The sequence below is a fragment of the Pseudacidovorax sp. RU35E genome (assembly GCF_900156165.1).
In the GTDB taxonomy this organism is placed as follows: Bacteria; Pseudomonadota; Gammaproteobacteria; order Burkholderiales; family Burkholderiaceae_C; genus Xenophilus.
This window is the reverse complement of sequence record NZ_FTMY01000003.1, coordinates 298674-320336: the sequence shown is the minus strand read 5'-3', so window position 1 is coordinate 320336 and position 21663 is coordinate 298674. Positions and strand designations below refer to the sequence as shown.

At 70.4% G+C, this 21663-nt stretch carries 18 protein-coding genes; 5 read left to right on the top strand and 13 right to left on the bottom strand.

Annotated features, from left to right (window positions below):
• The first annotated feature begins 189 nt into the window (after nt 1–189).
• Entirely contained in the window at nt 190–3300 is a 3111-nt protein-coding gene (locus BXA03_RS06995; protein ID WP_076505449.1) for a type I restriction endonuclease subunit R, read from the top strand.
• 8 nt (nt 3301–3308) lie between these two features.
• A complete protein-coding gene (locus tag BXA03_RS06990; protein WP_076505447.1) occupies nt 3309–4667 on the top strand; it encodes an FAD-dependent oxidoreductase in 1359 nt (452 codons plus the stop codon).
• Nucleotides 4668–4686: 19 nt separating this feature from the next.
• Here BXA03_RS06990 and BXA03_RS27135 read toward each other — a convergent pair whose 3' ends face one another.
• Nucleotides 4687–5661 (bottom strand): hypothetical protein, encoded by a 975-nt coding sequence (locus BXA03_RS27135; protein ID WP_234983620.1) that lies wholly within the window; start codon nt 5659–5661, stop codon nt 4687–4689.
• 126 nt (nt 5662–5787) lie between these two features.
• On the opposite strand from BXA03_RS27135, the gene BXA03_RS06980 reads away from it, so the two are divergent.
• The gene (locus BXA03_RS06980; RefSeq protein WP_076505445.1) at nt 5788–6225 is read left to right on the top strand and encodes a VOC family protein; all 438 of its coding nucleotides are present in this window, start codon (nt 5788–5790) and stop codon (nt 6223–6225) included.
• Here BXA03_RS06980 and BXA03_RS06975 read toward each other — a convergent pair.
• Nucleotides 6168–6668 carry a GNAT family N-acetyltransferase gene (locus BXA03_RS06975; RefSeq protein WP_076505792.1) on the bottom strand — a complete coding sequence of 167 codons (501 nt, stop codon included), beginning with the start codon at nt 6666–6668 and terminating at the stop codon, nt 6168–6170. The two genes, BXA03_RS06980 and BXA03_RS06975, sit on opposite strands and share 58 nt — an antisense overlap.
• Before the next feature lie 185 nt (nt 6669–6853).
• Here BXA03_RS06975 and BXA03_RS06970 point away from each other — a divergent pair, with 185 nt between their 5' ends.
• Nucleotides 6854–7741 carry an acyl-CoA thioesterase gene (locus BXA03_RS06970; RefSeq protein ID WP_076505443.1) on the top strand — a complete coding sequence of 296 codons (888 nt, stop codon included), beginning with the start codon at nt 6854–6856 and terminating at the stop codon, nt 7739–7741.
• A gap of 70 nt (nt 7742–7811) precedes the next feature.
• Here the strand turns inward: BXA03_RS06970 and BXA03_RS06965 are convergent, their stop codons facing one another.
• The 11 genes from BXA03_RS06965 to BXA03_RS06915 form a co-directional block, all read right to left on the bottom strand.
• Complete coding sequence (locus tag BXA03_RS06965) at nt 7812–8696, bottom strand: DMT family transporter (protein ID WP_076505441.1); 885 nt, start codon at nt 8694–8696, stop codon at nt 7812–7814.
• Nucleotides 8697–8772: 76 nt separating this feature from the next.
• Nucleotides 8773–9696 (bottom strand): EamA family transporter, encoded by a 924-nt coding sequence (locus tag BXA03_RS06960; protein ID WP_076505440.1) that lies wholly within the window; start codon nt 9694–9696, stop codon nt 8773–8775.
• Nucleotides 9693–10676, bottom strand: a complete 984-nt coding sequence (locus BXA03_RS06955) for a CobW family GTP-binding protein (RefSeq protein WP_076505438.1) — start codon at nt 10674–10676, stop codon at nt 9693–9695. The genes BXA03_RS06960 and BXA03_RS06955 overlap by 4 nt, the downstream gene beginning before the upstream one ends.
• A 40-nt stretch (nt 10677–10716) precedes the next feature.
• Entirely contained in the window at nt 10717–12372 is a 1656-nt protein-coding gene (locus BXA03_RS06950; RefSeq protein WP_076505436.1) for an amidohydrolase, read from the bottom strand.
• An 81-nt stretch (nt 12373–12453) separates the two neighbouring features.
• Nucleotides 12454–13503: an ABC transporter ATP-binding protein gene (locus BXA03_RS06945; RefSeq protein ID WP_234983619.1), complete on the bottom strand. Its 1050-nt coding sequence runs from the start codon at nt 13501–13503 to the stop codon at nt 12454–12456.
• Between the two features lie 20 nt (nt 13504–13523).
• Nucleotides 13524–14567, bottom strand: a complete 1044-nt coding sequence (locus BXA03_RS06940; RefSeq protein WP_076505434.1) for an ABC transporter ATP-binding protein — start codon at nt 14565–14567, stop codon at nt 13524–13526.
• Between the two features lies 1 nt (nt 14568).
• On the bottom strand, nt 14569–15471 hold the full coding sequence (locus BXA03_RS06935) for an ABC transporter permease (RefSeq protein WP_076505432.1): 903 nt from the start codon (nt 15469–15471) through the stop codon (nt 14569–14571).
• A gap of 3 nt (nt 15472–15474) precedes the next feature.
• Nucleotides 15475–16449 carry an ABC transporter permease gene (locus tag BXA03_RS06930; protein WP_076505430.1) on the bottom strand — a complete coding sequence of 325 codons (975 nt, stop codon included), beginning with the start codon at nt 16447–16449 and terminating at the stop codon, nt 15475–15477.
• A 7-nt stretch (nt 16450–16456) separates the two neighbouring features.
• Nucleotides 16457–18058, bottom strand: coding sequence for an ABC transporter substrate-binding protein (locus BXA03_RS06925; RefSeq protein ID WP_200803345.1), 1602 nt, complete (start codon nt 18056–18058; stop codon nt 16457–16459).
• Nucleotides 18059–18103: 45 nt separating this feature from the next.
• Nucleotides 18104–19504, bottom strand: a complete 1401-nt coding sequence (locus tag BXA03_RS06920) for an NAD(P)/FAD-dependent oxidoreductase (RefSeq protein WP_076505426.1) — start codon at nt 19502–19504, stop codon at nt 18104–18106.
• 22 nt (nt 19505–19526) lie between these two features.
• Nucleotides 19527–19928 (bottom strand): nuclear transport factor 2 family protein, encoded by a 402-nt coding sequence (locus tag BXA03_RS06915; RefSeq protein ID WP_076505423.1) that lies wholly within the window; start codon nt 19926–19928, stop codon nt 19527–19529.
• Nucleotides 19929–20106: 178 nt separating this feature from the next.
• On the opposite strand from BXA03_RS06915, the gene BXA03_RS06910 reads away from it, so the two are divergent.
• A complete protein-coding gene (locus BXA03_RS06910; protein WP_076505420.1) occupies nt 20107–21657 on the top strand; it encodes a MocR-like pyridoxine biosynthesis transcription factor PdxR in 1551 nt (516 codons plus the stop codon).
• The last annotated feature ends 6 nt before the right edge of the window (nt 21658–21663 follow it).

Sequence of the window (21663 nt, the reverse complement as noted above, 5' to 3'; positions counted from 1 at the left end):
TCCTGCGACGCGACTCAATCATTGGGGCGGCGATCGCGCTCGACGCTGCGCCAAGTCAGCAGCGCTGCGGGAGATGCTTGTCGCAGGCGCTGCGTCGCATTCCATGACACCGGTGACCTCACGCTACTTTGAGCGGCTGCGAGCGCGCGTTAACCAAGCCATCTCGTCTGCCAGCGACAAGGCATCGCCATGAACCTGCATCAGGAGCATCACTTCGAGCGTGAGATCTGCGCGCACCTGGCTGCCCATGGCTGGTGGCATGCCGAGGGCGATGCCGCGCGCTTCGACCGGGTGCACGGGCTGTTCATGCCCGATTTGCTCGACTGGCTGGACGCCACGCAGCCTCAGGCCCTGGAGAAGTTGCGCAACACGCACGGCGCCAACCTGGGCAGCGTGCTGGCCGAGCGGGTGCGCAAGAACCTGAACGACCGCGGCACACTCGACGTGCTGCGCCGTGGCGTGGAGATGCTGGGGCTGCGCGAGCCGCTGGCACTGGCCCAGTTCAAGCCTGCACTGGCGATCAACCCCGAAACGCAGGCACGGTACGCCGCCAACCGCCTGCGGGTAGTGCAGCAGGTCGGCCATTCGCCCAACAACCCGAAGGAAGAGCTGGACCTGGCGCTCTTTCTCAACGGCATCGCGGTGGCCACGGCCGAGCTGAAGTCGGCCTTCACGCAGGATGTGCAGGACGCGGTGGACCAGTACCGCTTCGACCGAAACCCGCAGCCCGTCGGCGGTCAGGCCGAACCGCTGCTGGCCTTTCCGGGTGGGGCGCTGGTGCACTTCGCGGTGAGCCAGCGCGAGGTGATGATGAGCACCCGCCTCGCGGGCAAGGCCACCCAGTTCCTGCCCTTCAACCGCGGCAACGCGGGCGGTGCGGGCAATGCGCCCAATCCGCAGGGTTTTGCGACGGCCTACTTGTGGGAAGAGGTCTGGGCCCGCGAGAGCTGGCTCGACATCCTGCACCGCTACCTGATCGCCAAGCGCGACGACAAGAAGCGCGTGCAGTCGCTCATCTTCCCGCGCTACCACCAGCTCGATGCCACGCGCCGGCTGGTGGCCGATGTGCTCGAGCAAGGGCCCGGCCAGCGCTACCTGATCCAGCATTCGGCGGGCTCGGGCAAGACCAACTCCATTGCCTGGACGGCGCACTTCCTGGCAGACCTGCACGACGCACAGCACCGCAAGCTCTTCGACAGCGTGCTGGTGGTGAGCGACCGCAATGTGCTGGACGCGCAGCTGCAGGAGGCGATCTTCGACTTCGAGCGGACCACCGGGGTTGTGGCCAGCATCACGGGCGAGCACGGCAGCAAGAGCGCGCAGCTGAGCCAGGCCCTCAAGGACGGTAAGAAGATCATCGTCTGCACCATCCAGACTTTTCCGTTTGCGCTGGAGGAAGTGCAGCGGCTTGCCGCCACCGAGGGCAAGCGCTTTGCGGTGATCGCCGACGAGGCGCACAGCTCCCAGACGGGCGAGTCGGCATCCAAGCTCAAGCAGTTGCTCAGCGCCACGGAATGGGCCGAGCTCCAGGACGGCGGCGAGATCGACACCGAAGTGCTGCTGGCCGCGCAGATGGAGGCGCGCGCCAGTGCGGGCAAGGGACTGACCACCATCGCATTCACCGCCACGCCCAAAGGCAAGACGCTGGAGCTGTTCGGCCGGCCCGGCGCGGACGGCCTGCCCCAACCCTTCCATGTGTATTCGATGCGGCAGGCAATCGAGGAAGGCTTCATCCTCGACGTGCTGCGCAACTACACCAGCTACAAGCTCGCCTTCAAGCTGGCCCACGATGGCCAGGAGTGGGACGAGACGCAGGTGGAACGCAGCGCGGCGCTGAAGGGCATCATGCAGTGGGTGCGCCTGCATCCCTACAACATCGCCAGCAAGGTACAGGTGGTGGTGGAGCACTACCGCGAGAACGTGCAGCCGCTGCTGGCCGGCCGTGCCAAGGCCATGGTGGTGGTCGGCAGCCGCAAGGAGGCCGTGCGTTGGCAGAAGGCCATCCGCGCCTACATCGAGCGGCAGGGCTATCCACTGGGCGTGCTGGTGGCCTTTTCTGGCGAAGTGCTGGACGAAGACAGCTATCCCGAGGCGGTCGCCGAGACCAGCGCCATCCTCAATCCCGGCCTCAAGGGCCGGGACATCCGCGAGGTATTCAAGGAGCCGGAGCATCACCTGCTGCTGGTGGCCAACAAGTTCCAGACCGGCTTCGACCAGCCGCTGCTGTGCGGCATGTACGTCGACAAGATGCTCGGCGGCATCCAGGCCGTGCAGACGCTGTCGCGGCTCAATCGTGCCTACCCGGGCAAGGACACCACGTACATCCTCGACTTCGTCAACGAGCCGGCGGAGATCCTCAAGGCCTTCAAGACTTATCACGACACGGCCGAGCTGGAGAGCACCACCGACCCCCACCTCGTATACGACCTGCGCGCCAAGCTGGACGCCAGCGGCCATTACGACGAGTTCGAGGTGGAGCGCGTCGTCCAGGTCGAGCTGGGCGCGAACGGCACCCAGAAGGCGCTGGACGCCGCCATCGCCCCGGTCGCAGACCGCCTGCTGCGCCGCTACAGGCAGGCGCAGACCGACAAGCTCGTGGCAGACGAGGCGGGTGATGCCAAGACCTCCCAGGCGGCCAAGGACACGATGGACGCGCTGCAACTGTTCAAGCGCGACATGGGCACCTACCAGCGCGTCTACGCCTTCCTGGGGCAGATCTTCGACTACGGCAACACGGACATCGAAAAGCGCTTCCTGTTCTTCAGGCGCCTGCTGCCGCTGCTGGACTTCGGCCGCGAGCGTGACACGGTGGACCTGAGCAAGGTGGTGCTGACTCATCACACGCTCAAGAACAAGGGACGCCAGCCCATGGGGCTGAACGCGGACGGCAGCTACAAGCTGCTGCCGCTGGATGCGGCGGGCAGCGGCAGCGTGCAGGAGCGCCAGCAGGCCTACCTCACTGAGATCATCGAGAAGGTCAACGGCCTGTTCGAAGGCGACCTGAGCGAGGGTGACCAGCTGGTCTACGTCAATGGCGTGCTCAAAGGCAAGCTGCTGGAGAACGAGACGCTGCTGCGGCAGGCCGCCAGCAACAGCAAAGAACAGTTCGCCAGCTCGCCCGACCTGGTGCCCGCCTTGGTGGACGCCATCATCGAATCGCTGGAGGCCCATGGCGCCATGGGCACGCAGGCGCTGAATTCGCTGCGCGTGCGCGACGGCATCAAGGACGCCCTGCTGGGGCCTGGCCGGCTTTATGAATCCCTGCGGGCGCGATCCGGCGCCGCAGGTCTGAATCCCTGAGCATCGACATGAATCCAAGCAACATCCAGGAACCCGCCCGCACCCTCCCCCTCTTCGGCGAATGGGACGTCGTGGTCGTCGGTGGCGGGCCGGCGGGCATCGCGGCGGCGGTGAGTGCCGCACGCCATGGCGCACGCACGCTGCTGGTCGAACGCTACGGCTTCCTCGGCGGCATGGGCACGGCCGGCGGGGTGACCAACTTCGCGGGCCTGTATGGCCGGCGCGGCGGCGAGATGCAGCTGCTGGTGCGCGGCGTGGCCGACGAGCTGCTGGCGCGCATCGACGCACTGGGCGGGCTCAACCAGCCGCAGGACGGCATGCAGGGCCGCATCCGTGTGCGCTCGTACGACACCTCGGCCTACAAGTGCGCCGCCGACCAGCTGCTGGCCGATGCGGGCGTGGACCTGCTCTTCCATGCCTGGGCCGCCGCCGTGGTGATGGACGGTGCCCGCATCGCCGCGCTGGTGGTCGAGACCAAGTCGGGCCGGCAGGCGATCCGCGCGGCGGCCTTCGTCGATGCGAGTGGCGATGCCGACGTGGCGGCCTTTGCCGGCGTGCCCTTCGAGGTGGGCGATGGCCGTGGCAGCGGGCTCTTTCCCACCACCATGTTCCGCGTCGGCCAGGTCGAGGCCGAGCCGGCGCTGGCGGCGGTGGGCGAGTTCAAGGCCATCAACGACTGGATCGAGCGCGTCAAGGCCGCCAAGCCGGGCGAGTACCGCTTCGCGCGCGAGGGCGCGATCCTGCGGCCCAACATCGACCCGCGCGAATGGCGGGTCAACGTCACGCAGATCCGCAATGCCGAGGGCCGCGCGATGAACGGCGTGGATGCGCGCCAGTTGAGCGCAGGCGAGCTGGAGGGCCGGCGGCAGATCGCCGAGTTCCACCGCTTCCTCAAGGCCGAGATCCCGGGCTTCGCGCAGTCGGCCATCGTGGAGATCGCACCCCAGGTGGGCATCCGCGAGACCCGGCGCATCCGCGGCCTCTACGCGCTGGCGGCCGAGGACATCCTGGGCTCGGCCCAGTTCGACGACGTGATCGGCCTCAGCGCCTGGCCCATGGAGCTGCACGCGGACGGCCGCATCGAATGGGGTTTTCCGCGCGATGCCGACAATGCCTATCACCACCTGCCCTGGCGCATGCTGGTGCCGCAGGGCGTGGACAACCTGCTGGTGGCCGGCCGCTGCGCCAGCATGACGCACGAGGGCCAGTCGGCCGCCCGTGCCAGCGGCGGCTGCTTCGCAATGGGCCAGGCCGCCGGCACCGCCGCCGCACACCTGGGCGGCAGCCGCTTCGCCGATGTCGAGGTGCCCGCGCTGCAGCAGCGCCTGCGCGCGGACGGCGCGGATCTGGACGCGCCGCGCGGCTGAGCGCGCTGCCGCGCCGGGTTCAGCGGTATCCAGGTTCGGCGGCGTTGTGGATGATCCAGATCAGGTAGCCGCTGGTGAAGTCACCCATGCCGCCACCCGCGAAGATCAGCCGACCCTGGCCCTTGTAGGTCATCTCGAAGCGGTGGCGGTCACCGCCGAAGTAGAAGGGGATCCAGGCCTTGCCGGTCATGTAGGCGCCCTGGTCGGTGGGCGGGCCGATCAGGTCGGTGACCTGGCGAACGGGCATGCCGATCTGCAGCTTGGTGAACTTGCTGTTGGCGGCCGGGTTGCCGGTGATCTCGCCTTCGTAGTCGTTGATGCCCTTGACGGTGATGCCACTGCCGGACTCGACCTTGGTGGAGTCGACCACGTTGCCGTTGGCGTCCATGCCCGGCTTGCCGGCCCCGCGGGTGCCCGAACCCTTGGCAGACGAGGCGGCCAGCGGCGCGGCAGAGGCAGCGGCAGCAGCGGGTGAGGGGGCGGGCGCTGCTGCCCGGGCAGGCGCCGGCGCGGCCACCGCCACCTCGGCGCAGCGGTCCAGTTCCAGCACACGGTGCTTCGGCTTGGCCGTGACCTGCACCGAACGCACCTTGGCCGTCACCGTGCCGCCCTTGAAGCCACGCTCGGAGGTGGCACAGCGGAAGAAGATGCCGTCCCCGGCATCGACGGCATAGGCGCCGGCCGGCACGCCACGGCCGCTGGCGCGGGCGAGTTCCACCGACACCGTCTCACCCACCAGGGCCTTGCGGATCTTGGCGGCGCTGCTGTCGTCGGCCGCATCGCGGATGGCGGCGTAGTCCAGGCCGGGCAGCCTGGGCGGAGCCACGGGCGCAGGAGCCGCCACGGGCGCTGCAGCGGCAGGCGCGGGCGTCGCGGCACCCGGGGCGGCGCCAGCGGTGGCGCCGCCGGCGCTGTTGCCGCTCGAAGCGCAGCCTGCCAGCAGCGCAGAGACCGTGGCCGCCGCGATCATGGACAGGCGAAGTGTCGAAGTCATCAAGGGTTCCCTCTTTGGTGGTGATGGTGGGTCACCCGCCACGTGCGCAGTGGGTGCCGAGATGCGCGGCATTGTGCCAACCACCCATGGCTGGACGGGCCACGCGCGCGACGCCTATGCTGGCGCATGATCTCGCACGTCTTCCTGGGCACCAGCGACTTCGAGCGCGCGCTGGCCTTCTACCAGCCGCTGCTGGACGCACTGGGCCTGCAGCAGCGTTTCATCGACCGCGACCAGCCCTGGGCCGGCTGGCAGCAGCCCGGCGTGGCGCGGCCCCTGCTGCTGCTGCTGGGCCGTCCCTACGACGGCCAGCCGGCCGTGGCGGGCAACGGCGCCATGCTGGCCCTGCTGGCGGACAGCCGCCGCCAGGTGGACGAGGTGCATGCCCTGGCCCTGCATCTGGGCGGCCGCTGCGAAGGCCCGCCCGGCCTGCGGCCGCACTACCACGCGAACTACTACGGCGCCTACTTCCGCGACCTCGACGGCAACAAGCTGGGCCTGGCGTGTCACGCGCCCGAAGAGGGCGGTCCCATCCAGAGCCCCAGCACCCACTCGTCCACATAGTGCTCCTGCGCGGCGCGCTTGTAGAAGCCACGCAGCGTGCCCTCGTGCACGAAGCCCAGCGACTGGTAGAAGCGCAACGCACGCGGGTTGTCGCTTTCGGCGAGGAGCTCCACGCGCAGCGCGCCCTCGTCGCGCAGTCGCGCCAGGGCATCGTCGATCATGGCCCGGCCCACGCCGCGGCCATGATGGCGCGGGTCCACCGCCAGTGTGCCGAGCAGCGCCACATGGCGGGCCCGCCCGGGGTAGCGCACGGCACGGTAGAAGCCGGCCACCTGGCCAGAGACCTCCCACACGAAGAAGCAGCCCGAGGCGAGCAGTTCGTCGAACACCGGCCGGAAGTCCTGCAGCGGCATCGGCTCGTGGGTGAGAAAGGGCACCACCTCCGGATGCATGTAGATCGCATGGACAGCAGCAAGGTCGGCGGGTGTGGCAGGTCGGCGCATGGCGGCATTGTGGGCGGCCCGCATCCATGCATGCGCGGCCGCGGGCGACTTGGGCAGTGGACCGAGGACCGTTCGGGCTGAGCCTGTCGAAGCCGGGGCAGCGATGCGACCGGCGTCGCCCGCGTGGCTGCCTGCCGGCCCGGGCTTTGCTAACGTGAGGGGCTGCTCCGCTTCTGCCCCCCGCCATGACCGATGCCCCCACCACCGCCTGCCTCGTCGAGGACCTCGTCGCCCTCATGCGCATGGAGCCGCTGGGCGACGACCGCTTCCGCGCGCAGAGCGAGGACATCGGCACGCCCGCCGTCTTCGGCGGCCAGGTGCTGGGCCAGTCGCTGATGGCGGCCTGCCTGACGGTCGAGCCCGACCGGCCGGTGCATTCCATGCATGCCTACTTCCTGCTGCCGGGCGAGCATGCGCCCATCGACTACAGCGTGGACCGGGTGCGTGACGGCCGCAGCTTCACCACCCGGCATGTGCTGGCGCGGCAGTCGGGCCGCATCATCTTCGAGATGGCGGCCTCGTTCCAGACGCGCGACCGCGGCGTCGAGCACCAGCTGGCCATGCCCGAGGTGGCATCGCCCGATGCGCTGCCCAGCGACCGCGAACGCCGCCGCGCGCTGGGCGACCAGCTGCCCGAGCCCTTCCGCGTGAAGGGCACCGCGCCGCACGGCATCGAGTTCCGCACCGTCGAGCAGGACGACCTGCTCGCGCCCCTGCCGCGCGAAGGCGGCAGCGCCGTCTGGATGCGCGCCGTGGCGCCGCTGCCCGACGATCCCAACGTGCACCGCGCCCTGCTGGCCTATGCCTCGGACCACGGCCTGCTGCGCGCTGCGATGATTCCGCACGGGCTGAGCTTTCTCACCGGCCAGGTGCGTGCCGCCAGCCTGGACCATGCCATGTGGTTCCACCGCGACTTCCGCTTCGACGACTGGCTGCTGTACGTGATCGACTCGCCCAGCGCGGGCGGCGCGCGCGGGCTGTGCCGCGGCAGCGTGTTCGCGCGCGACGGACGGCTGGTGGCCTCCACCGCGCAGGAAGGCATGCTGCGGGTGCGCGAGCCGCGCGGCGGCTGAGTGGTCTGCAGCAGGCTCAGTGGCCTGCGCTGCGCGATGCGGATGCGCGCGCGCCTGGCGCGCACGGCGTTCAGCCCGGGCTGCGCGCCGGCAGCAGCACCGCGCCGATGGCCACCATCAGCAGGGCCATGGCCAGCCAGTCCTGCCAGTAGATCGCCTCGCCCAGCCAGAGGGCGCTGCTGAGCACGCCCAGCACCGGGATCATCATCACGCTGATGGTCGAGGCCACCGGCGGCAACCCGCGCGCCAGCACGAACCAGGCGACATGCGCGAAGCCGAAAATCACCACGGCGTTGTAGACGATGGCCCCCCAGGCCGCCGGACTGGGCGCATGCCATTCGCTGCGCTCGGCCAGGACCGAGAGCGCGCCCATCACCAAGGCGGTGAGCGTGGTCATCCAGAACGACAGCGTGAGCGTGGGCACCGGCAGCTGGGTACGCCGCAGCAGCTGCGTGCCCAGCGCCCAGGTGGCCGCGGCCACCAGCGCCAGCGCCACGAAGCCCGGGCTGCCGGCCAGGCCGGTGAACTCGTGCCACAGCAAAAAGGCCACGCCCAGCGCCGCCGCTGCCACGCCCATCCAGGCCCGTGCCGACAGCCGGGTGTTGAAGAGCCACGCACCCAGGATGGCCGAGAACACCGGCATCGTGTAGCCCAGGATGGCCGCACGCCCGCCCGACAGGTGACGCAGCGCGATGATGATGCACACATGCCAGACGAACATGTTGGTGGCCGACAGCCACAGCAGCTCGGGCCAGTGGCGGCGCGGCACACGGAAGGGCAGGCGCATCGTCAGCAGCACCGCCACCAGCACCGGCACCCCCAGCCACAGCGACATCGCGCGAAAGGCCAGCGGCGGCATGTCGCCCACCCCCACCTTCATGATGGGCCAGTTGATGCCCCAGGCGATGGTCAGCGGAATGAGCAGCGCCCATTGGCGGCGGGTGAGTGTCTCCATGGCGGGCGATTGTGTCGGCATCCAAAGCCCCTCCCCCCCCGCGGGAGAGGAGTGGGGAGAGGCAGGCGCACGCGGCTCAGGCCTGTGCCCGCCGCCGCGCCGTCCAGCGCCCGCCAAACATCACCACGCCCAAGGCCGCCACAACGCAGGCGCTGCCGGCCCACTGCCAGGCCGTCACGCCCTCGCCCAGCGTGAGCATGCCGGCCGCCAGCCCGATCACCGGCACGCCCAGACTGAAGGGCGCGACGCGGTTGGCAGGGTGGCGCTTGAGCAGGCCGGTCCACATGGCATAGGCGGCAATGGTGGCGAACCAGCCGAGGTAGGCCACGCCCAGCCAGCCGCCCAGGCTGGCGTGGCGCCACTGGTCGTGCGTGGCCGCGGGTTCGAAGAACAGCGCCATCGCCCCGAAGGGCAGGATGGGCACCAGCGACATCCACACCACGAACTGCAGCGGGTCATAACCCGGCTGCGCCGCCTGGGCCCGGCGCGCCACGATGTTGGAGGCCGCCCACATGAAGGCACCGCCCAGGTTCAGCACCAGGCCCAGCACCGTGATGCCGGCCGTGGCCGAGCCGCCCGTGAAGTTGAGGCCGAAGCACAGCAGGCCCACCGCGGCGAGCGCGAGGCCCGCGCGCAGCGGCCCGGACAGGCGCTCGCCCAGCAAGGCCACGCCCAGCAGCGTGGTGAAGAAGACCTGCGTCTGCATCAGCACCGAGGCCAGGGCCGCCGTCATGCCCACCTTCAGCGCGACGAAGAGCAGGCCGAACTGGCCCAGCTGCGCCAGGCCGGCGGGCACCAGCCAGCGCCAGGACAGGCGCGGCTTGCGCACGAAGAAGATCAGCGGCAGCACCGCGAACACGTAGCGGAAGAAGCCCAGTTGGAAGGGCGTGAAGTCGCGCAGCGAGTACTTCATCGCCACGAAGTTGAGGCCCCAGATGACCACCACGCCGAGGGCGGCGAGCAGGTCCAGGCCGGCGAAGCCGTGGGCGGGGCGGGTCATGCGGCCTCCTTTATGGCGGCGGCGGCCTGCAGGCGCTGCGCCAGCTCGTGCGCCGGCAAGCGGCCGCGCAGGCCGATGGCGACCAGGGTGTCGGCGGCTTCCGGCGTGGCGGCGGCTGGTGCCGCACGCAGCGCGCCGTGGCGGCCAGCAAACTGCAGCTCCACCAGGCCCGCATGCGCGTCGGTGCGCACCAGGCCCTTGAGGCGCAGCACGCCGGGCGGCATGGCCTTGAGCAGCGCACGCAGGGCCGGCGCGTGGAAGACCGGTGCATCGCGCAGGGCCCAGGTCTCGAAGAGCTGGGCATGGTCCACGTCGCCGTGGTCATGGTGATGGCCGTGCTCGCCCTCGCAGGCCGCGCAATGCGCATGGCCTTCGTCCGCCCGCGGCAGGCGCGGTGCCTGCAGCAGCGCGGACGGCACGCGGGCCTGCACGGTCTCGATGCGCGGCGTGGCGGGCCATTCGTCATCGAGCCATGCACGCAGGCCAGCCAGCGCGGCCGCGTCGACCAGGTCGGTCTTGTTCAGCACCAGCAGGTCCGCCGCATCCAGTTGCCGCCGCACGCTGTCGGCCAGCAGCGGGTCGGCCGCCTGCTCGCGCAGCATGGTGGCGTCGGCCAGCACCAGCACGGCGTCCAGCGCCAGGGCGGGGTCGGCGAGGCCGACTTGGGCGATGCGCCAGGGGTCGGAGACGCCGCTGGCCTCGATCACGATGGCCTCGGGCGGTCGATCGCGCTCGATCAGGCCGATGAGCGCGGTGGTCAGGTCGTCGCCGATGGCGCAGCAGACGCAGCCGTTGGTCAGTTCGATGGCGCCGGCCTCTTCGCTGGCGATGAGCGCGCGGTCGATGTTGATGGCGCCGAAGTCGTTGACCAGCACGGCGATGCGCCGGCCGCCCGACTGCGCGAGCAGGTGGTTGAGCAGCGTGGTCTTGCCCGCGCCCAGGAAGCCGCCGATGACGGTGAGGGGGATGCGCGGCCTCATGTCGGCAGCCCGCCTGCGCGTGCGAAGCGCATCGCGCCCCTCACGCCGCCGCCTCGGTCGGCACGCCGCCGATCACCGTGCCGGCCACGCGCAGGTCCTTCAATGCCTCGGGCGCGACGGCCAGCGGACTCTCGTCCAGCACGCAGAAGTCGGCCCACTTGCCCACCTCGATCGAGCCGATGCGGTCGTCCAGGCCCAGGGTGTAGGCCGCGCCCTGGGTGATGGCCCACAGCGCCTCGGGCACGCCGATGCGCTCGGCCTCGCCCAGCACGCGGCCACTCGACGTCAGCCGGTTGACCGCGCACCAGGCGGTGAACAGCGGTGCCAGCGGCGTGATGGGCGCGTCGGAATGGATGGCCAGCGGCACGCCGTGCGCCAGCGCGGTGGCGCAGGCGTCCATGCGGAAGGCGCGGTCGGGACCCATGGTCTGGGCCAGGTGCGCCTCGCCCCAGTAGTAGATGTGGTTGGCGAACAGGTTGGCGCACACGCCCAGCGTGGCCATGCGGCGGAACTGCGCCGCGTCGGCCATCTGGCAGTGCTGCAGCGTGTGGCGGTGGTCGGCGCGCGGGTGCGCGGCCAGCGCCTCTTCGATGCCGTCCAGCGCCAGCTCGGTGGCCTCGTCGCCGTTGGTGTGGATGTGCAGCTGGAAGCCCTGCGCATGGAAGTCGCGGATGGCGGCCTTGAGCTCCGCCGGCGGCAGGATCCAGATGCCGTTGGGCGCACCGTTGTGGTACCCCGGCCAGCGCACACGGGCGGTGAAGCCCTGGATGGAGCCGTCGGCCACGATCTTGACCAGGCCGTAGTGCAGCTTGTCATTGCCTTCTGCCTCGGCCTGCGCCTGCCGCTGGCGGATGCGCGCTGCGCCCTGCGCGCGGTTGAGGCTGCCGTCCAGGCACAGGTAGGCCGGCACCAGCCGCACCGGAAAGCCGGGCTCGCCGGTGACCTGCATCATGGCCGCATGGTTGGGCTCGGCCAGGTCGTTGACCAGGTCGGTGGCCGTGGTCACGCCGGCCAGCCGCGCCATCTGGCCGAACAGGCGCAGGCTCTCGGGCGAGGAGCCGGTGATGCGGAAGATGTTGCCCACCAGCCGCGTGATGGGGAACATGGCCGCGAACTCCTGCAGCTCGCCGCTGGGCTCGCCATCGGCAAAGCGGGCGATGCCCTCGATGTCGGTGTCGCGGTCGATGCCGGCCGCGGCCAGCGCGGCGCGGTTGACGTTCATCAGGTGCTGGCTGGCATGCAGGATGACCACGGGCCGCGTGGTGGAGACCTGGTCCAGGTGGTCCACCGTCATGCGCTCGGTGCCGAAGAAGAGCGGATCGAAGCCCCAGGCCAGCAGCGGCGCCTGGGGGTCGGTGAGCGCGACGTCGGCGGCGCGCAGGCGGGCGATCACCTCGTCGAAGTTGCGGCAGCCTTCCCACACGCGGCCGTCGGGCGAGGTGCGCGCATGGAAGCCGACGAAGCTGAACTTCCACAGCCCGCCCGCCATGAGGTGCGAATGGCCTTCGACCAGGCCGGGCATCAGCACCTGATCGGCATAGCGGCTGTCGAGCGTGAAGTCGCCGAAAGCCTGCATGCGCGCCAGGTCACCCACGCCCAGGATGCGGCCCTCGCGCACGGCCACGTGGGTGGCCTGCGGCTGGCGCGGGTTCATGGTGAGGATCTGGCGGGCCTGGAAGACGGTGATGGGGGACATGGTGTGGGGGTCGGTTGAAGGCGCACGGCCCGGATGCGGCGGCCGTGTCGATGGCAGGTGTTCAGGCCAGGTCGGGCCGCGTCACGCCGCATCCGGCAGCGCCAGCGGTGGCACCGGCCGGCCTGCCTGCAGCGTGACCTTGTGGCAGGCCACCCAGTGGCCGGGCTGCACCTCGCGCAGCTGCTGCGGCTGGCTGCAGGCCGGCTCGGCGACGGGGCAGCGGCCGGCGAAGCGGCAGCCCGCAGGCGGATCGAGCGGGCTGGGCGGATCGCCCACCAGCCGGATGCGCTGCGCCGCCCGCGCACGGCCGCCGCGCACCGTGGGCACGGCCGACATCAGCGCCACGCTGTAGGGATGCAGCGGCCGGGCGAAGAAGGTGCGGCGCGGCGCGCGCTCCACGATCTGGCCCAGGTACATGACGGCGATCTCGTCGCAGATGTGCTCCACCACCGCCATGTCGTGCGAGATGAACAGGTAGGTCAGCCCCAGCTCACGCTGCAGCCGCGCGAGCAGGTTGAGGATCTGCGCGCGGATGGCGATGTCCAGCGCCGACACCGGCTCGTCGCAGACCACCAGCTCCGGGTTGGTGGCCAGGGCGCGCGCGATGTTGATGCGCTGGCGCTGGCCGCCCGAGAACTGGTGCGGGAACAGGTGCTGCTGCTCGGGCCGCAGGCCGACGGCGTGGAAGAGCTCGTCCACGCGCGCCGCGCGCTCGGCGGGCGTGCCGATCTTCATCAGGTCCAGCGGCGCGCGCACCGCCTCGCCCACGCGCTGGCGCGGGTTGAGCGAGGAATACGGGTCCTGGAAAACCATCTGCAGCCGGCTGCGCGCGCGGCGCAGGTTCTCGCCATTGACCAGGCTCAGCTCGGTGGTGCCCAGGCGGATGCCGCCCTCGGTGATGGGCGCGAGCCGCATCACGGCCAGGGCGGTGGTGGTCTTGCCCGAGCCCGATTCGCCCACCACGGCCAGCGTGGTGCCGCGGCGCAGCTCGAAGCTCACCCCGTCCACCGCCCGCACCACGCGGCCACCGGCGCTGGGGAAGTGCACCTTGAGGTCGGTGACGGAGAGCAGCACCGGCGGCGGCGGCATGACGGGAGCGGGCATGTTGGGGAAGGGGATGAGTTGGCTCATGGCGGCAACGGCGCTCGGGTTCAGGCGCGCACCGCTTCGGCGGCGGGCGATGCAGTGGCCGGCATCGATGCCGCGGTCTCCGCCAGCAGCCAGCAGGCGGCGCCATGGCCGGGCGCACCCTCGGCCTGGAACATGGGCGGCACCTCGGCCGCGCAGCGCGCATGGGCCTGGGGGCAACGCTCGCGGAAGGCGCAGCCATGGCCCAGCTCCCACAGCGAAGGCACCACGCCCGAGATCTCCGCCAGCTCGGCCCGCTCGCCGGCCTGGCTGCTGCCCAGCTCGGGCAGGCAGGCGATCAGGCCCTGCGTGTACGGGTGCTGCGGCGCGCCCAGCACGTCGTCCGCGCGGCCCTGCTCGATCACGCGGCCGGCGTACATCACCATCACGCGGTCGGCCATCTCGGCCACCGCGCCCATGTCGTGCGTGATGAGCACGATGGCGGTGCCGCGCTCGCGCTGCAGCTCGCGCAGCAGGTCGAAGATCTGGGCCTGCACCGTCACGTCCAGCGCGGTGGTGGGTTCGTCGGCGATCAGGATGTCGGGCCGGCAGGCCAGGGCCATGGCGATCATCACGCGCTGGCGCATGCCGCCCGAGAGCTGGTGCGGGTATTCGTCCACGCGCCGCTCGGGCGCGGGAATGCCCACCTGGCGCAGCAGCTCGATGGCGCGGGCATGGGCGGCCTTGCGGTCCAGCTGCGCATGCAGGCGCAGCGATTCGGCGATCTGCTCGCCCACGGTGTAGACCGGGTTGAGCGAGGTCATGGGCTCCTGGAAGATCATGGAGATGCGGTTGCCGCGCACCGCGCGCAGCCGCTCGGGCGTGGCGTGCACCAGGTCCTCGCCCTGGAAGCGCACCGCCCCACCCGCCACGCGGCCCGGCGGCTGCGGTACCAGGCCCAGAATGGCCAGCGCCGTCATGCTCTTGCCGCAGCCCGATTCGCCGACCACGCACAGCGTCTCGCCCGCATGCACCTCGAAGCTCACGCCATTGAGCACCAGCGCCTTGCCGCGGCGGGTGGCGAACTCGACACGCAGGTCGTCGATCTGGAGAAGGGCTTCGGTCATGTCATCGCTCCCGCAACTTGGGGTTGAGGGCATCGTTGAGCCCATCGCCGATCAGGCTCACGGCCAGCACGGTCAGGAAGATGGCCGCACCCGGGATCGCCACCGCCCACCAGGCCGAGAGCACGTACTGGCGGCTGCTGCCGATCATCATTCCCCAGCTCATCAGGTTGGGGTCGCCCAGGCCCAGGAAGGACAGGCCGGCCTCGAACAGGATGGCGGAGCCCACGGCCAGCGTGGCCGAGACCACCAGCGGCGCGATGGCGTTGGGCAGGATCACCTTCCAGATCAGCCGTGCATTGCCGGCGCCGATGGCGCGCTCGGCCCGCACGAACTCCAGGTCGCGCACCTTCATGAACTCGGCCCGCGCCAGCCGCGCGGTGCCCGGCCAGCTCACCAGGCCGATGGACAGCACCACCGTCACCAGGCTGGGCGAGAACAGCGTGACCACCACCATGGCGAAGAGCAGCGCCGGCAGCACCTGGAAGAACTCGGTGACGCGCATCAGCAGCGCATCGACCCGGCCCCCATAGAAGCCGGCCAGCGCACCCAGCGTGACGCCGATGGTCACCGACAGCAGCGCCGCCACCGCGCCCACCAGCAGCGTGGCCCGGCCGCCGTAGAGCAGCGCGATGCCGACGTCGCGGCCGAGCTGGTCGGTGCCCAGCCACACGTCCTCGGTGCCCGGTGGGCTGAGCGGCGCGCCGCGGATCTCGAAGGGATCGGCCTGCACCAGCCACGGCCCGATCACCGCGACGAGCACGATGAGCGAGAGCAGCAGCAGCCCGGCGACCGCGGCCGGGTTGCGCATGAACATGGCCAGCGCCTCGCGCGCGGGCGAGGGCGCGGCCGGCAGCGGCATGGCGGCCGTTGCGGGCTCGCCAGGGGAGATGGGAAGGGCGGACATCGCTTACTTGCTTTTGATGCGGGGGTCGATCAGGCGGTAGCAGAGATCGGTCAGCAGGTTCATCACCAGCACCACCACGGCCGACAGCAGCAGCACGCCCAGGATGGTCGGGTAGTCGCGGCGCAGCACCGACTCGTAGGCCAGTCGGCCCAGGCCCGGCCAGTTGAAGACCGTCTCGACCAAAATGGCGCCCGCCAGCACGTTGCCGAACTGCAGGCCCAGCACCGTCACCACCGGCAGCACCGCGTTGCGCAGCGCATGCTTGTAGAGCACCACGCCCTCGGCCAGGCCCTTGGCCCTCGCCGTGCGGATGAAGTCGGCGCCCAGCACCTCCAGCATGCTGGCGCGCGCCAGCCGGCTGTACTGCGCCAGGTACACCATCGACAGCGTGAACATCGGCAGCACCAGGTGCCACAACACGTCCACCACGCCGGCGAGCCCGCGGCCGTCGCTGTCCACCGAGCGCATGTCCGACACGGGCAGGATCGGCCACACCGAGGCGAACAGGATCATCAGCATCATCCCGCTCCAGAACACCGGCGCCGCGAAGCCCACCAGCGAGAAGACGGTGATGGCCTGCGACAGCCATGCGTTGGGCTTGCGCGCGGCCAGCACGCCCAGGGCGGTGCCCAGCAGGAAGGCGCAGATCACCGAACTGAGCACCAGCAGCAGCGTCGCCGGAATGCGCTCGGCGATCAGGTCGACCACCGGCAGGTTGAAGATGTAGGACTGGCCCAGGTCGAGCCGGACCACGCGCCCGAGGTAGATGCCCAGCTGCACCGGCAGCGGCCGATCCAGGCCGTAGCTCTGGCGCAGCTCGGCCTTCAGCTCCTCGGACATGCCACCGCTCATGCCGGCGATGGTCTCCACCGGATCGCCGGGCGCGGCATGCACCAGCGCGAAGTTGAGCACCACCACGGCCAGCACCAGGCCCAGGGCCTGCAGCAGCCGTGAGGCCAGGGGCTTGAGCAGCTTCATGGCCGGCTCACTTCAGGTACACGTCGTCCATGGGCGACGCGGGACCCCAGATGGTCGTCGGCACGTTGCCCACGCGCTTGCTGGTCACCGTGTGATAGGGCGCGATGTTGACGTAGACGATGGGCACCTCGTCCGTCACGATCTTCTGGAAGGTGGCGTAGTAGGCCTTGCGCTTGACCGGGTCCATGATGCCGCCGGCCGCATTCAGCAGCTCGTCCACCTTGGGGTTGGCATAGTCCTGCGTGTTGGTCCAGACGATGGGCTTGATGTTGGTCGACAGGTAGGTGCGGTGCACGCCGATGACCGGGTCGCCCCAGTTGAAGACCGTGTCCATGGTCATGTCGAAGTCGCGGCTGGCGATGCGCTTGGCCCAGGCCGGGAAGTCGGCCGAGGCGCGCACCTCCACGCCGATGCCCACCTTCTTGAGCTGCGAGCGCAGGTACTCGGCCACGTTCTTCTGCTGCTCGTCGTTGCCGGGGATGTAGTCGATGGTGAGCTTGAAGCGCTCGCCGCCCGCACCCGGCTTGAGGCCCGCGGCGTCCAGCAGCTCGGCCGACTTCTTCAGGTCCAGCGGGTACTTGACCAGGTCGGGCACGGCGAAGGGGCTGCCCGGCACGATGGGGCCGTCGTCCACCGCGGCAAAGCCCCCCATCAGCGCCTTGGTGATGAAGTTCTTGTCGATGGCATAGGCGATGGCCTTGCGCACGTTGACATCGTTCAGCGGCTTCTTCGCGGTGTTGAAGGCCAGCCAGTTGATGGCGCCGATGCCTTCCATGCCCTTGTCGGTGATGACCAGGTTGGGGTTGGCCTTCATGCGCTTGAGGTCCACGGCGCTGGCCGCGTAGGGCAGCATCTGCAGGTCGCCACGCTCCATGCCCAGCACCAGGCTCTGGCCGTCGGGCACGATGTTCAGGATGATCTTGTCGAGGTAGGGCTTGCCCGGCAGGAAGAACTTGTCGAACTTCTCCAGCACCACGCGCTGGCCGGCCTTGAACTCCACCACCTTGAACGGCCCCGAGCCGACCACGTTCTGGCTGTTGCGCGGGTTGTTCTTGAGGTCGGTGCCGTCGCCGTAGATGTGCTTGGGCATGATGGGCGCGAGCGCCGGCGACATCGCCAGCACGATGGCCGGGTGCGGCGTGCTCATGCGGATGATGGCGGTGGTGGGGTTGGGCGTCTCCACCTTTTCCACCGGCGCGAGCATGGTCGAGAACGGATGGTTGGCCTTGATGGCCATGATGGAGAAGGCCACGTCCTCCGAGGTGATGGGCTTGCCGTCGTGGAAGACGGCGTCCTTGCGCAGGTTGAGCGTGAGCGACTTGCCGTCCTCGGCCAGCTTCCAGCTCTCGGCCAGGTAGGGCTGCGGGTTCCACTTGTCGTCGAAGCGCAGCGGGCTGGCGAAGATCTGGGTGGAGGGCACGGCGGTGGCGATGCCCGACTGCACCGCACCGTTGAGGTGCCGCGGCGCCTGCGTGGTGCCGATCACCAGCGTGCCGCCCTTCTTGATCTCCTGGGCCTGGGCCACGGTGGCGCCCAGCAGGCTGCTGCCGGCCAGCAGCGCGGCCGCGGCCAGCGACAGGGCGCGGCGGGTGAGGAACGGGGTGGTCATGGAATGCACTCCTGGATCGAACGGAAAGAGAGGGGACGCCGCGGCTCAGATCACTTCGTCGCGCAGCCAGTACCAGCGGTAGAGCAAGCTCTGGCCCAGGCGGCGGAAGGGCGCCGCCCATTCGCCCTGCGCCGGGAAGGGCAGCGCGCCCTGGTAGATGGGCAGGCCGAAGGCGGCGTCGGCCTGGCCGGCGATGCGCTGCGCCAGGCGGCGGCCCGCATGGGCCGAGAAGGAGACGCCGTTGCCGCCGTAGCCCAGCGCATAGAAGACCTGCTGCGCGGCATCGGGCTGCACGATGCGGGGCATCATGTCGTGGCTCACGTCCACCCAGCCCCACCAGGAGTGGGCGATCTCGATGTCCTTGAGCGCCGGGAACTTGCGTGCCAGGCCCTCCGTGAGCAGGCGGTAGTGCGCATCGCGGTGCGCGTCGGCGCCGGTGATGGCGCTGCGGCTGCCGATCTGCACGCGGTTGTCGGGCAGCAGGCGGTAATAGAAGCGCAGCGTGCGCGTGTCGGTGATGGCGATGCGGGTCTTGAAGCCCGTGGCCTCCAGCTCGGCCGGCGTGAGCGGGCGCGTGACGATGGAATTCGACAGCACCGGGAAGTAGCGGTTCTTCAGCCCCGGGTAGAGGCCCGGCGCCGTGTACGCGCCGGTGGCGATGCCCACCGCGCGGGCGCGCACCGTGCCGCCCGGCGTGCGCAGGTGGTGCACGCCGTTCTTCGTCTCCCAGCCGATGACGGGGCTGGCCGGGTGCACGCGGGCACCCAGTTCGCGCGCCATCTTCATGTAGCCGTGCGCCAGCTTGAGCGGATGCACCGAGATGCCTTCGGACTCGTACTGCGCGCCCTTGGCGTCCTGGTCGCCGCACCAATCGCGGCGCACTTCCTCGGCCGACAGCATGTGGGCGTCGTAGCCGAAGTGCTGGCGCATCACCTCAGTCTCGCGGCGCAGGAAGTCCATCTTCTTGTCGCGGTGCGCGACGAAGAGGTGGCCGCCCGGCTGCGCGTCGCAGTCGATCTGCGCCACCAGGTCGGCGAAGGTCTGGAAGCCGAAGCGGATCTCGGCGTCGAGCTTCTTCGCCACGTCCAGGCCCCAGCGCTCGATCCACTGCGAGCGGTAGAGGCGCCCGCTGGCGTTCTGCCCCTGGCCGCCATTGCGGCTGGTGCAGCCCCAGGCCACGCGGTTGGCTTCGAGCACCGTGGCCTTGATGCCGTGCTCCTTGGCCAGGAACAGCGCCGCGGCCAGGCCGGTGAAGCCCGAGCCGATGATGACCACGTCTGCATCCACGTCGGCGGTGATGGGGCCGTCGTCGTCCGGCGGCGTGCCTGCCGTGGCGGCCCAGTAGGTGGGCGCGTAGTCGCGGTTGTGGCCGGGGCCGGCCGAGACCAGCGGGTCGTAGGCCGGGTCGTAGGGCGCGAAGACTTCGCGCGGGGTGGTGATGGCCATGGTGGGTTCGCCTTCGCGGAAGTCAGGCCTTGGGCAGCGCGGGGCGCATCTTGCGGAAGGCGTTCTTCACCCGGATCTTTCCGTCCTGGAAGGTGAACACGTCCACGCCATCGGCCTCGACACGCGAGCCGTCGGCAGCGGTGCCGGTGAAGGTCCATTCCGAGACGCCGCGCTCGCCGGCCACGAAGTGCCGACCGTTGCGCCACTGCGCATCGGGGAAGTTCTTCCACGCCGCCTCGAAGGCCGCGGCCACGGCCTCGGTGCCGCTGTGGCGGGCGCCGCAGGCATCCGGACCGGCGGCCGTCTCGAACACGCAGTCGGCATGCATGAAGCCCATCAGCGCGGGAAGGTCGTGGCGGTTCCAGGCATCGGAAAAGGCGGCGAGCATCTCCACGGTGACGGGGGAAGAAGAGTCAGAAGTCATGGCAGGGGCAGCGGGCAGGGCGTGGCGCGAAAGATGCAATCCAGTCTAGGAAGCGCGCACGCAACGCCATAGAGCCAGAGCCGGCCCATCGGCCAAGCCACGGGGCGCCAGCGGCGCACCAACAGCGTGATCGCGCCCCGCTTGTGTGCATGCGCACGCATCCCCGGACCCACCACCCATGCCCGCCACCGACGACCCGAACCGCCCCTTGTGGGCCCGCCTCTTCCGCCTGCCGGAGCAGCCCGGCCTGCCGATCCAGGTGCGTCTGCGCGCGGTGATCGTGCAGGCCATCCTCGATGGCCGACTGGGCCCGGGCACGCCCCTGCCCTCCTCGCGCGACCTGGCGCAGGCTCTCTCGCTCAGCCGCAACACGGTCACGGCCGCGTACGAGCAGCTGGTGGAGGAAGGCTTTCTGGAGGCCCGCCCGCGGCGCGGCGTGTTCGTGGCGGCCGATGCCTCGCCGCTGCAGGCCGCGCCCGCCGAGGCCAACCCCTTCGCGCCCGAGGCGGCGATCGGCAGCACGCCGCGCCCGCCCGACTGGCGCGCCCGCGTGCTGCGCTCGCAGCGCGACCGGCCCACGCTGGCCAAGCCCGAGCGCTGGCACGACTACCCCTACCAGTTCGTGTACGGCACCTACGACCCGGAGCTCTTTCCCACCGACGACTTCCGCGAGTGCTGCCTGCGCAGCCTGGCGCGCGTGCAGCTGCCGCACTGGACGCCCGACTTCGAGCAGGTGGATGTGGACGACCTCGTCACGCAGATCCGCCAGCGCCTGTTGCCCAAGCGCGGCGTGTATGCGCTGGCCGACGAGATCCTCATCACCGTGGGCTCGCAGCATGCCTTCTACCTGCTGGCCGAGGCGCTGTTCGATGCCCGCACGCGCGTGGGCTGCGAGGAGCCGGGCCATCCGCATGCCCGCAACTCCTTCCGCGTGCGCGACCCGCAGTTCGTCAACATCGCGGTGGACGACGACGGCCTGGTGGTGGACGCCATGCCGCAGGTGGACTACGTCTTCGTCACGCCCAGCCACCAGAGCCCCACCACGCGCACGCTGAGCCTGGAGCGGCGCCAGTGGCTGCTGCGCAAGGCCGAGCTGCAGGACTTCGTCATCGTCGAGGACGACTACGAGGCCGAGAACCTCTACGCCGGCATGCCCATGCCCGCGCTCAAGAGCCTGGACACGGGCGGGCGGGTGATCTACATCGGCTCGCTCTCCAAGAGCCTGTCGCCAGCCCTGCGACTGGGCTACATCGTGGCCTCGCGCGAGCTGATCGCCGAGCTGCGGGTGCTGCGCCATGCCATGGTGCGACACCCCAGCGCCTTCCTGCAGCATGCCTATGCGCTCTTCCTCTCGCTGGGGCACCACGAGTCGCATGCGCGGCGGGTCAACCAGATCATGCAGGAGCGCCTGGCGCGGGTGGCGCAGGCGCTGCGCCAGTACCTGCCGGACTTCCGCTTCACGCCGCCGCAGGGCGGCGCCTCGGTGTGGGTGGAGGGGCCGGACTGGCTGGACTCGGCCGAGCTGGCCGACGTGGCCCGTGGCCATGGCGTGCTGATCGAGGCGGGCCGCGTGTTCTACGACCAGCCGCCCTACCCGTGCCCGCAGTTCCGGCTGCGGCTGTCGTCCATCTCGGGGGCGCAGATCGATGCGGGCGTGCGCGCGCTGGCGTTGGCGGTGCACGAGCTGGCGGCGGCGCGGGGCGTGCGGCGGGCGGCGCCGGTGCATTGAGGGCGC

Bases quoted from the DNA above. Each gene is read 5' to 3' on its own strand.
- BXA03_RS06995 (WP_076505449.1), top strand. From the start codon at position 190: ATGAACCTGCATCAGGAGCATCACTTCGAGCGTGAGATCTGCGCGCAC.
- BXA03_RS06990 (WP_076505447.1), top strand. From the start codon at position 3,309: ATGAATCCAAGCAACATCCAGGAACCCGCCCGCACCCTCCCCCTCTTC.
- BXA03_RS27135 (WP_234983620.1), bottom strand. From the start codon at position 5,661: ATGACTTCGACACTTCGCCTGTCCATGATCGCGGCGGCCACGGTCTCT.
- BXA03_RS06980 (WP_076505445.1), top strand. From the start codon at position 5,788: ATGATCTCGCACGTCTTCCTGGGCACCAGCGACTTCGAGCGCGCGCTG.
- BXA03_RS06975 (WP_076505792.1), bottom strand. From the start codon at position 6,668: ATGCGCCGACCTGCCACACCCGCCGACCTTGCTGCTGTCCATGCGATC.
- BXA03_RS06970 (WP_076505443.1), top strand. From the start codon at position 6,854: ATGACCGATGCCCCCACCACCGCCTGCCTCGTCGAGGACCTCGTCGCC.
- BXA03_RS06965 (WP_076505441.1), bottom strand. From the start codon at position 8,696: ATGGAGACACTCACCCGCCGCCAATGGGCGCTGCTCATTCCGCTGACC.
- BXA03_RS06960 (WP_076505440.1), bottom strand. From the start codon at position 9,696: ATGACCCGCCCCGCCCACGGCTTCGCCGGCCTGGACCTGCTCGCCGCC.
- BXA03_RS06955 (WP_076505438.1), bottom strand. From the start codon at position 10,676: ATGAGGCCGCGCATCCCCCTCACCGTCATCGGCGGCTTCCTGGGCGCG.
- BXA03_RS06950 (WP_076505436.1), bottom strand. From the start codon at position 12,372: ATGTCCCCCATCACCGTCTTCCAGGCCCGCCAGATCCTCACCATGAAC.
- BXA03_RS06945 (WP_234983619.1), bottom strand. From the start codon at position 13,503: ATGAGCCAACTCATCCCCTTCCCCAACATGCCCGCTCCCGTCATGCCG.
- BXA03_RS06940 (WP_076505434.1), bottom strand. From the start codon at position 14,567: ATGACCGAAGCCCTTCTCCAGATCGACGACCTGCGTGTCGAGTTCGCC.
- BXA03_RS06935 (WP_076505432.1), bottom strand. From the start codon at position 15,471: ATGTCCGCCCTTCCCATCTCCCCTGGCGAGCCCGCAACGGCCGCCATG.
- BXA03_RS06930 (WP_076505430.1), bottom strand. From the start codon at position 16,449: ATGAAGCTGCTCAAGCCCCTGGCCTCACGGCTGCTGCAGGCCCTGGGC.
- BXA03_RS06925 (WP_200803345.1), bottom strand. From the start codon at position 18,058: ATGACCACCCCGTTCCTCACCCGCCGCGCCCTGTCGCTGGCCGCGGCC.
- BXA03_RS06920 (WP_076505426.1), bottom strand. From the start codon at position 19,504: ATGGCCATCACCACCCCGCGCGAAGTCTTCGCGCCCTACGACCCGGCC.
- BXA03_RS06915 (WP_076505423.1), bottom strand. From the start codon at position 19,928: ATGACTTCTGACTCTTCTTCCCCCGTCACCGTGGAGATGCTCGCCGCC.
- BXA03_RS06910 (WP_076505420.1), top strand. From the start codon at position 20,107: ATGCCCGCCACCGACGACCCGAACCGCCCCTTGTGGGCCCGCCTCTTC.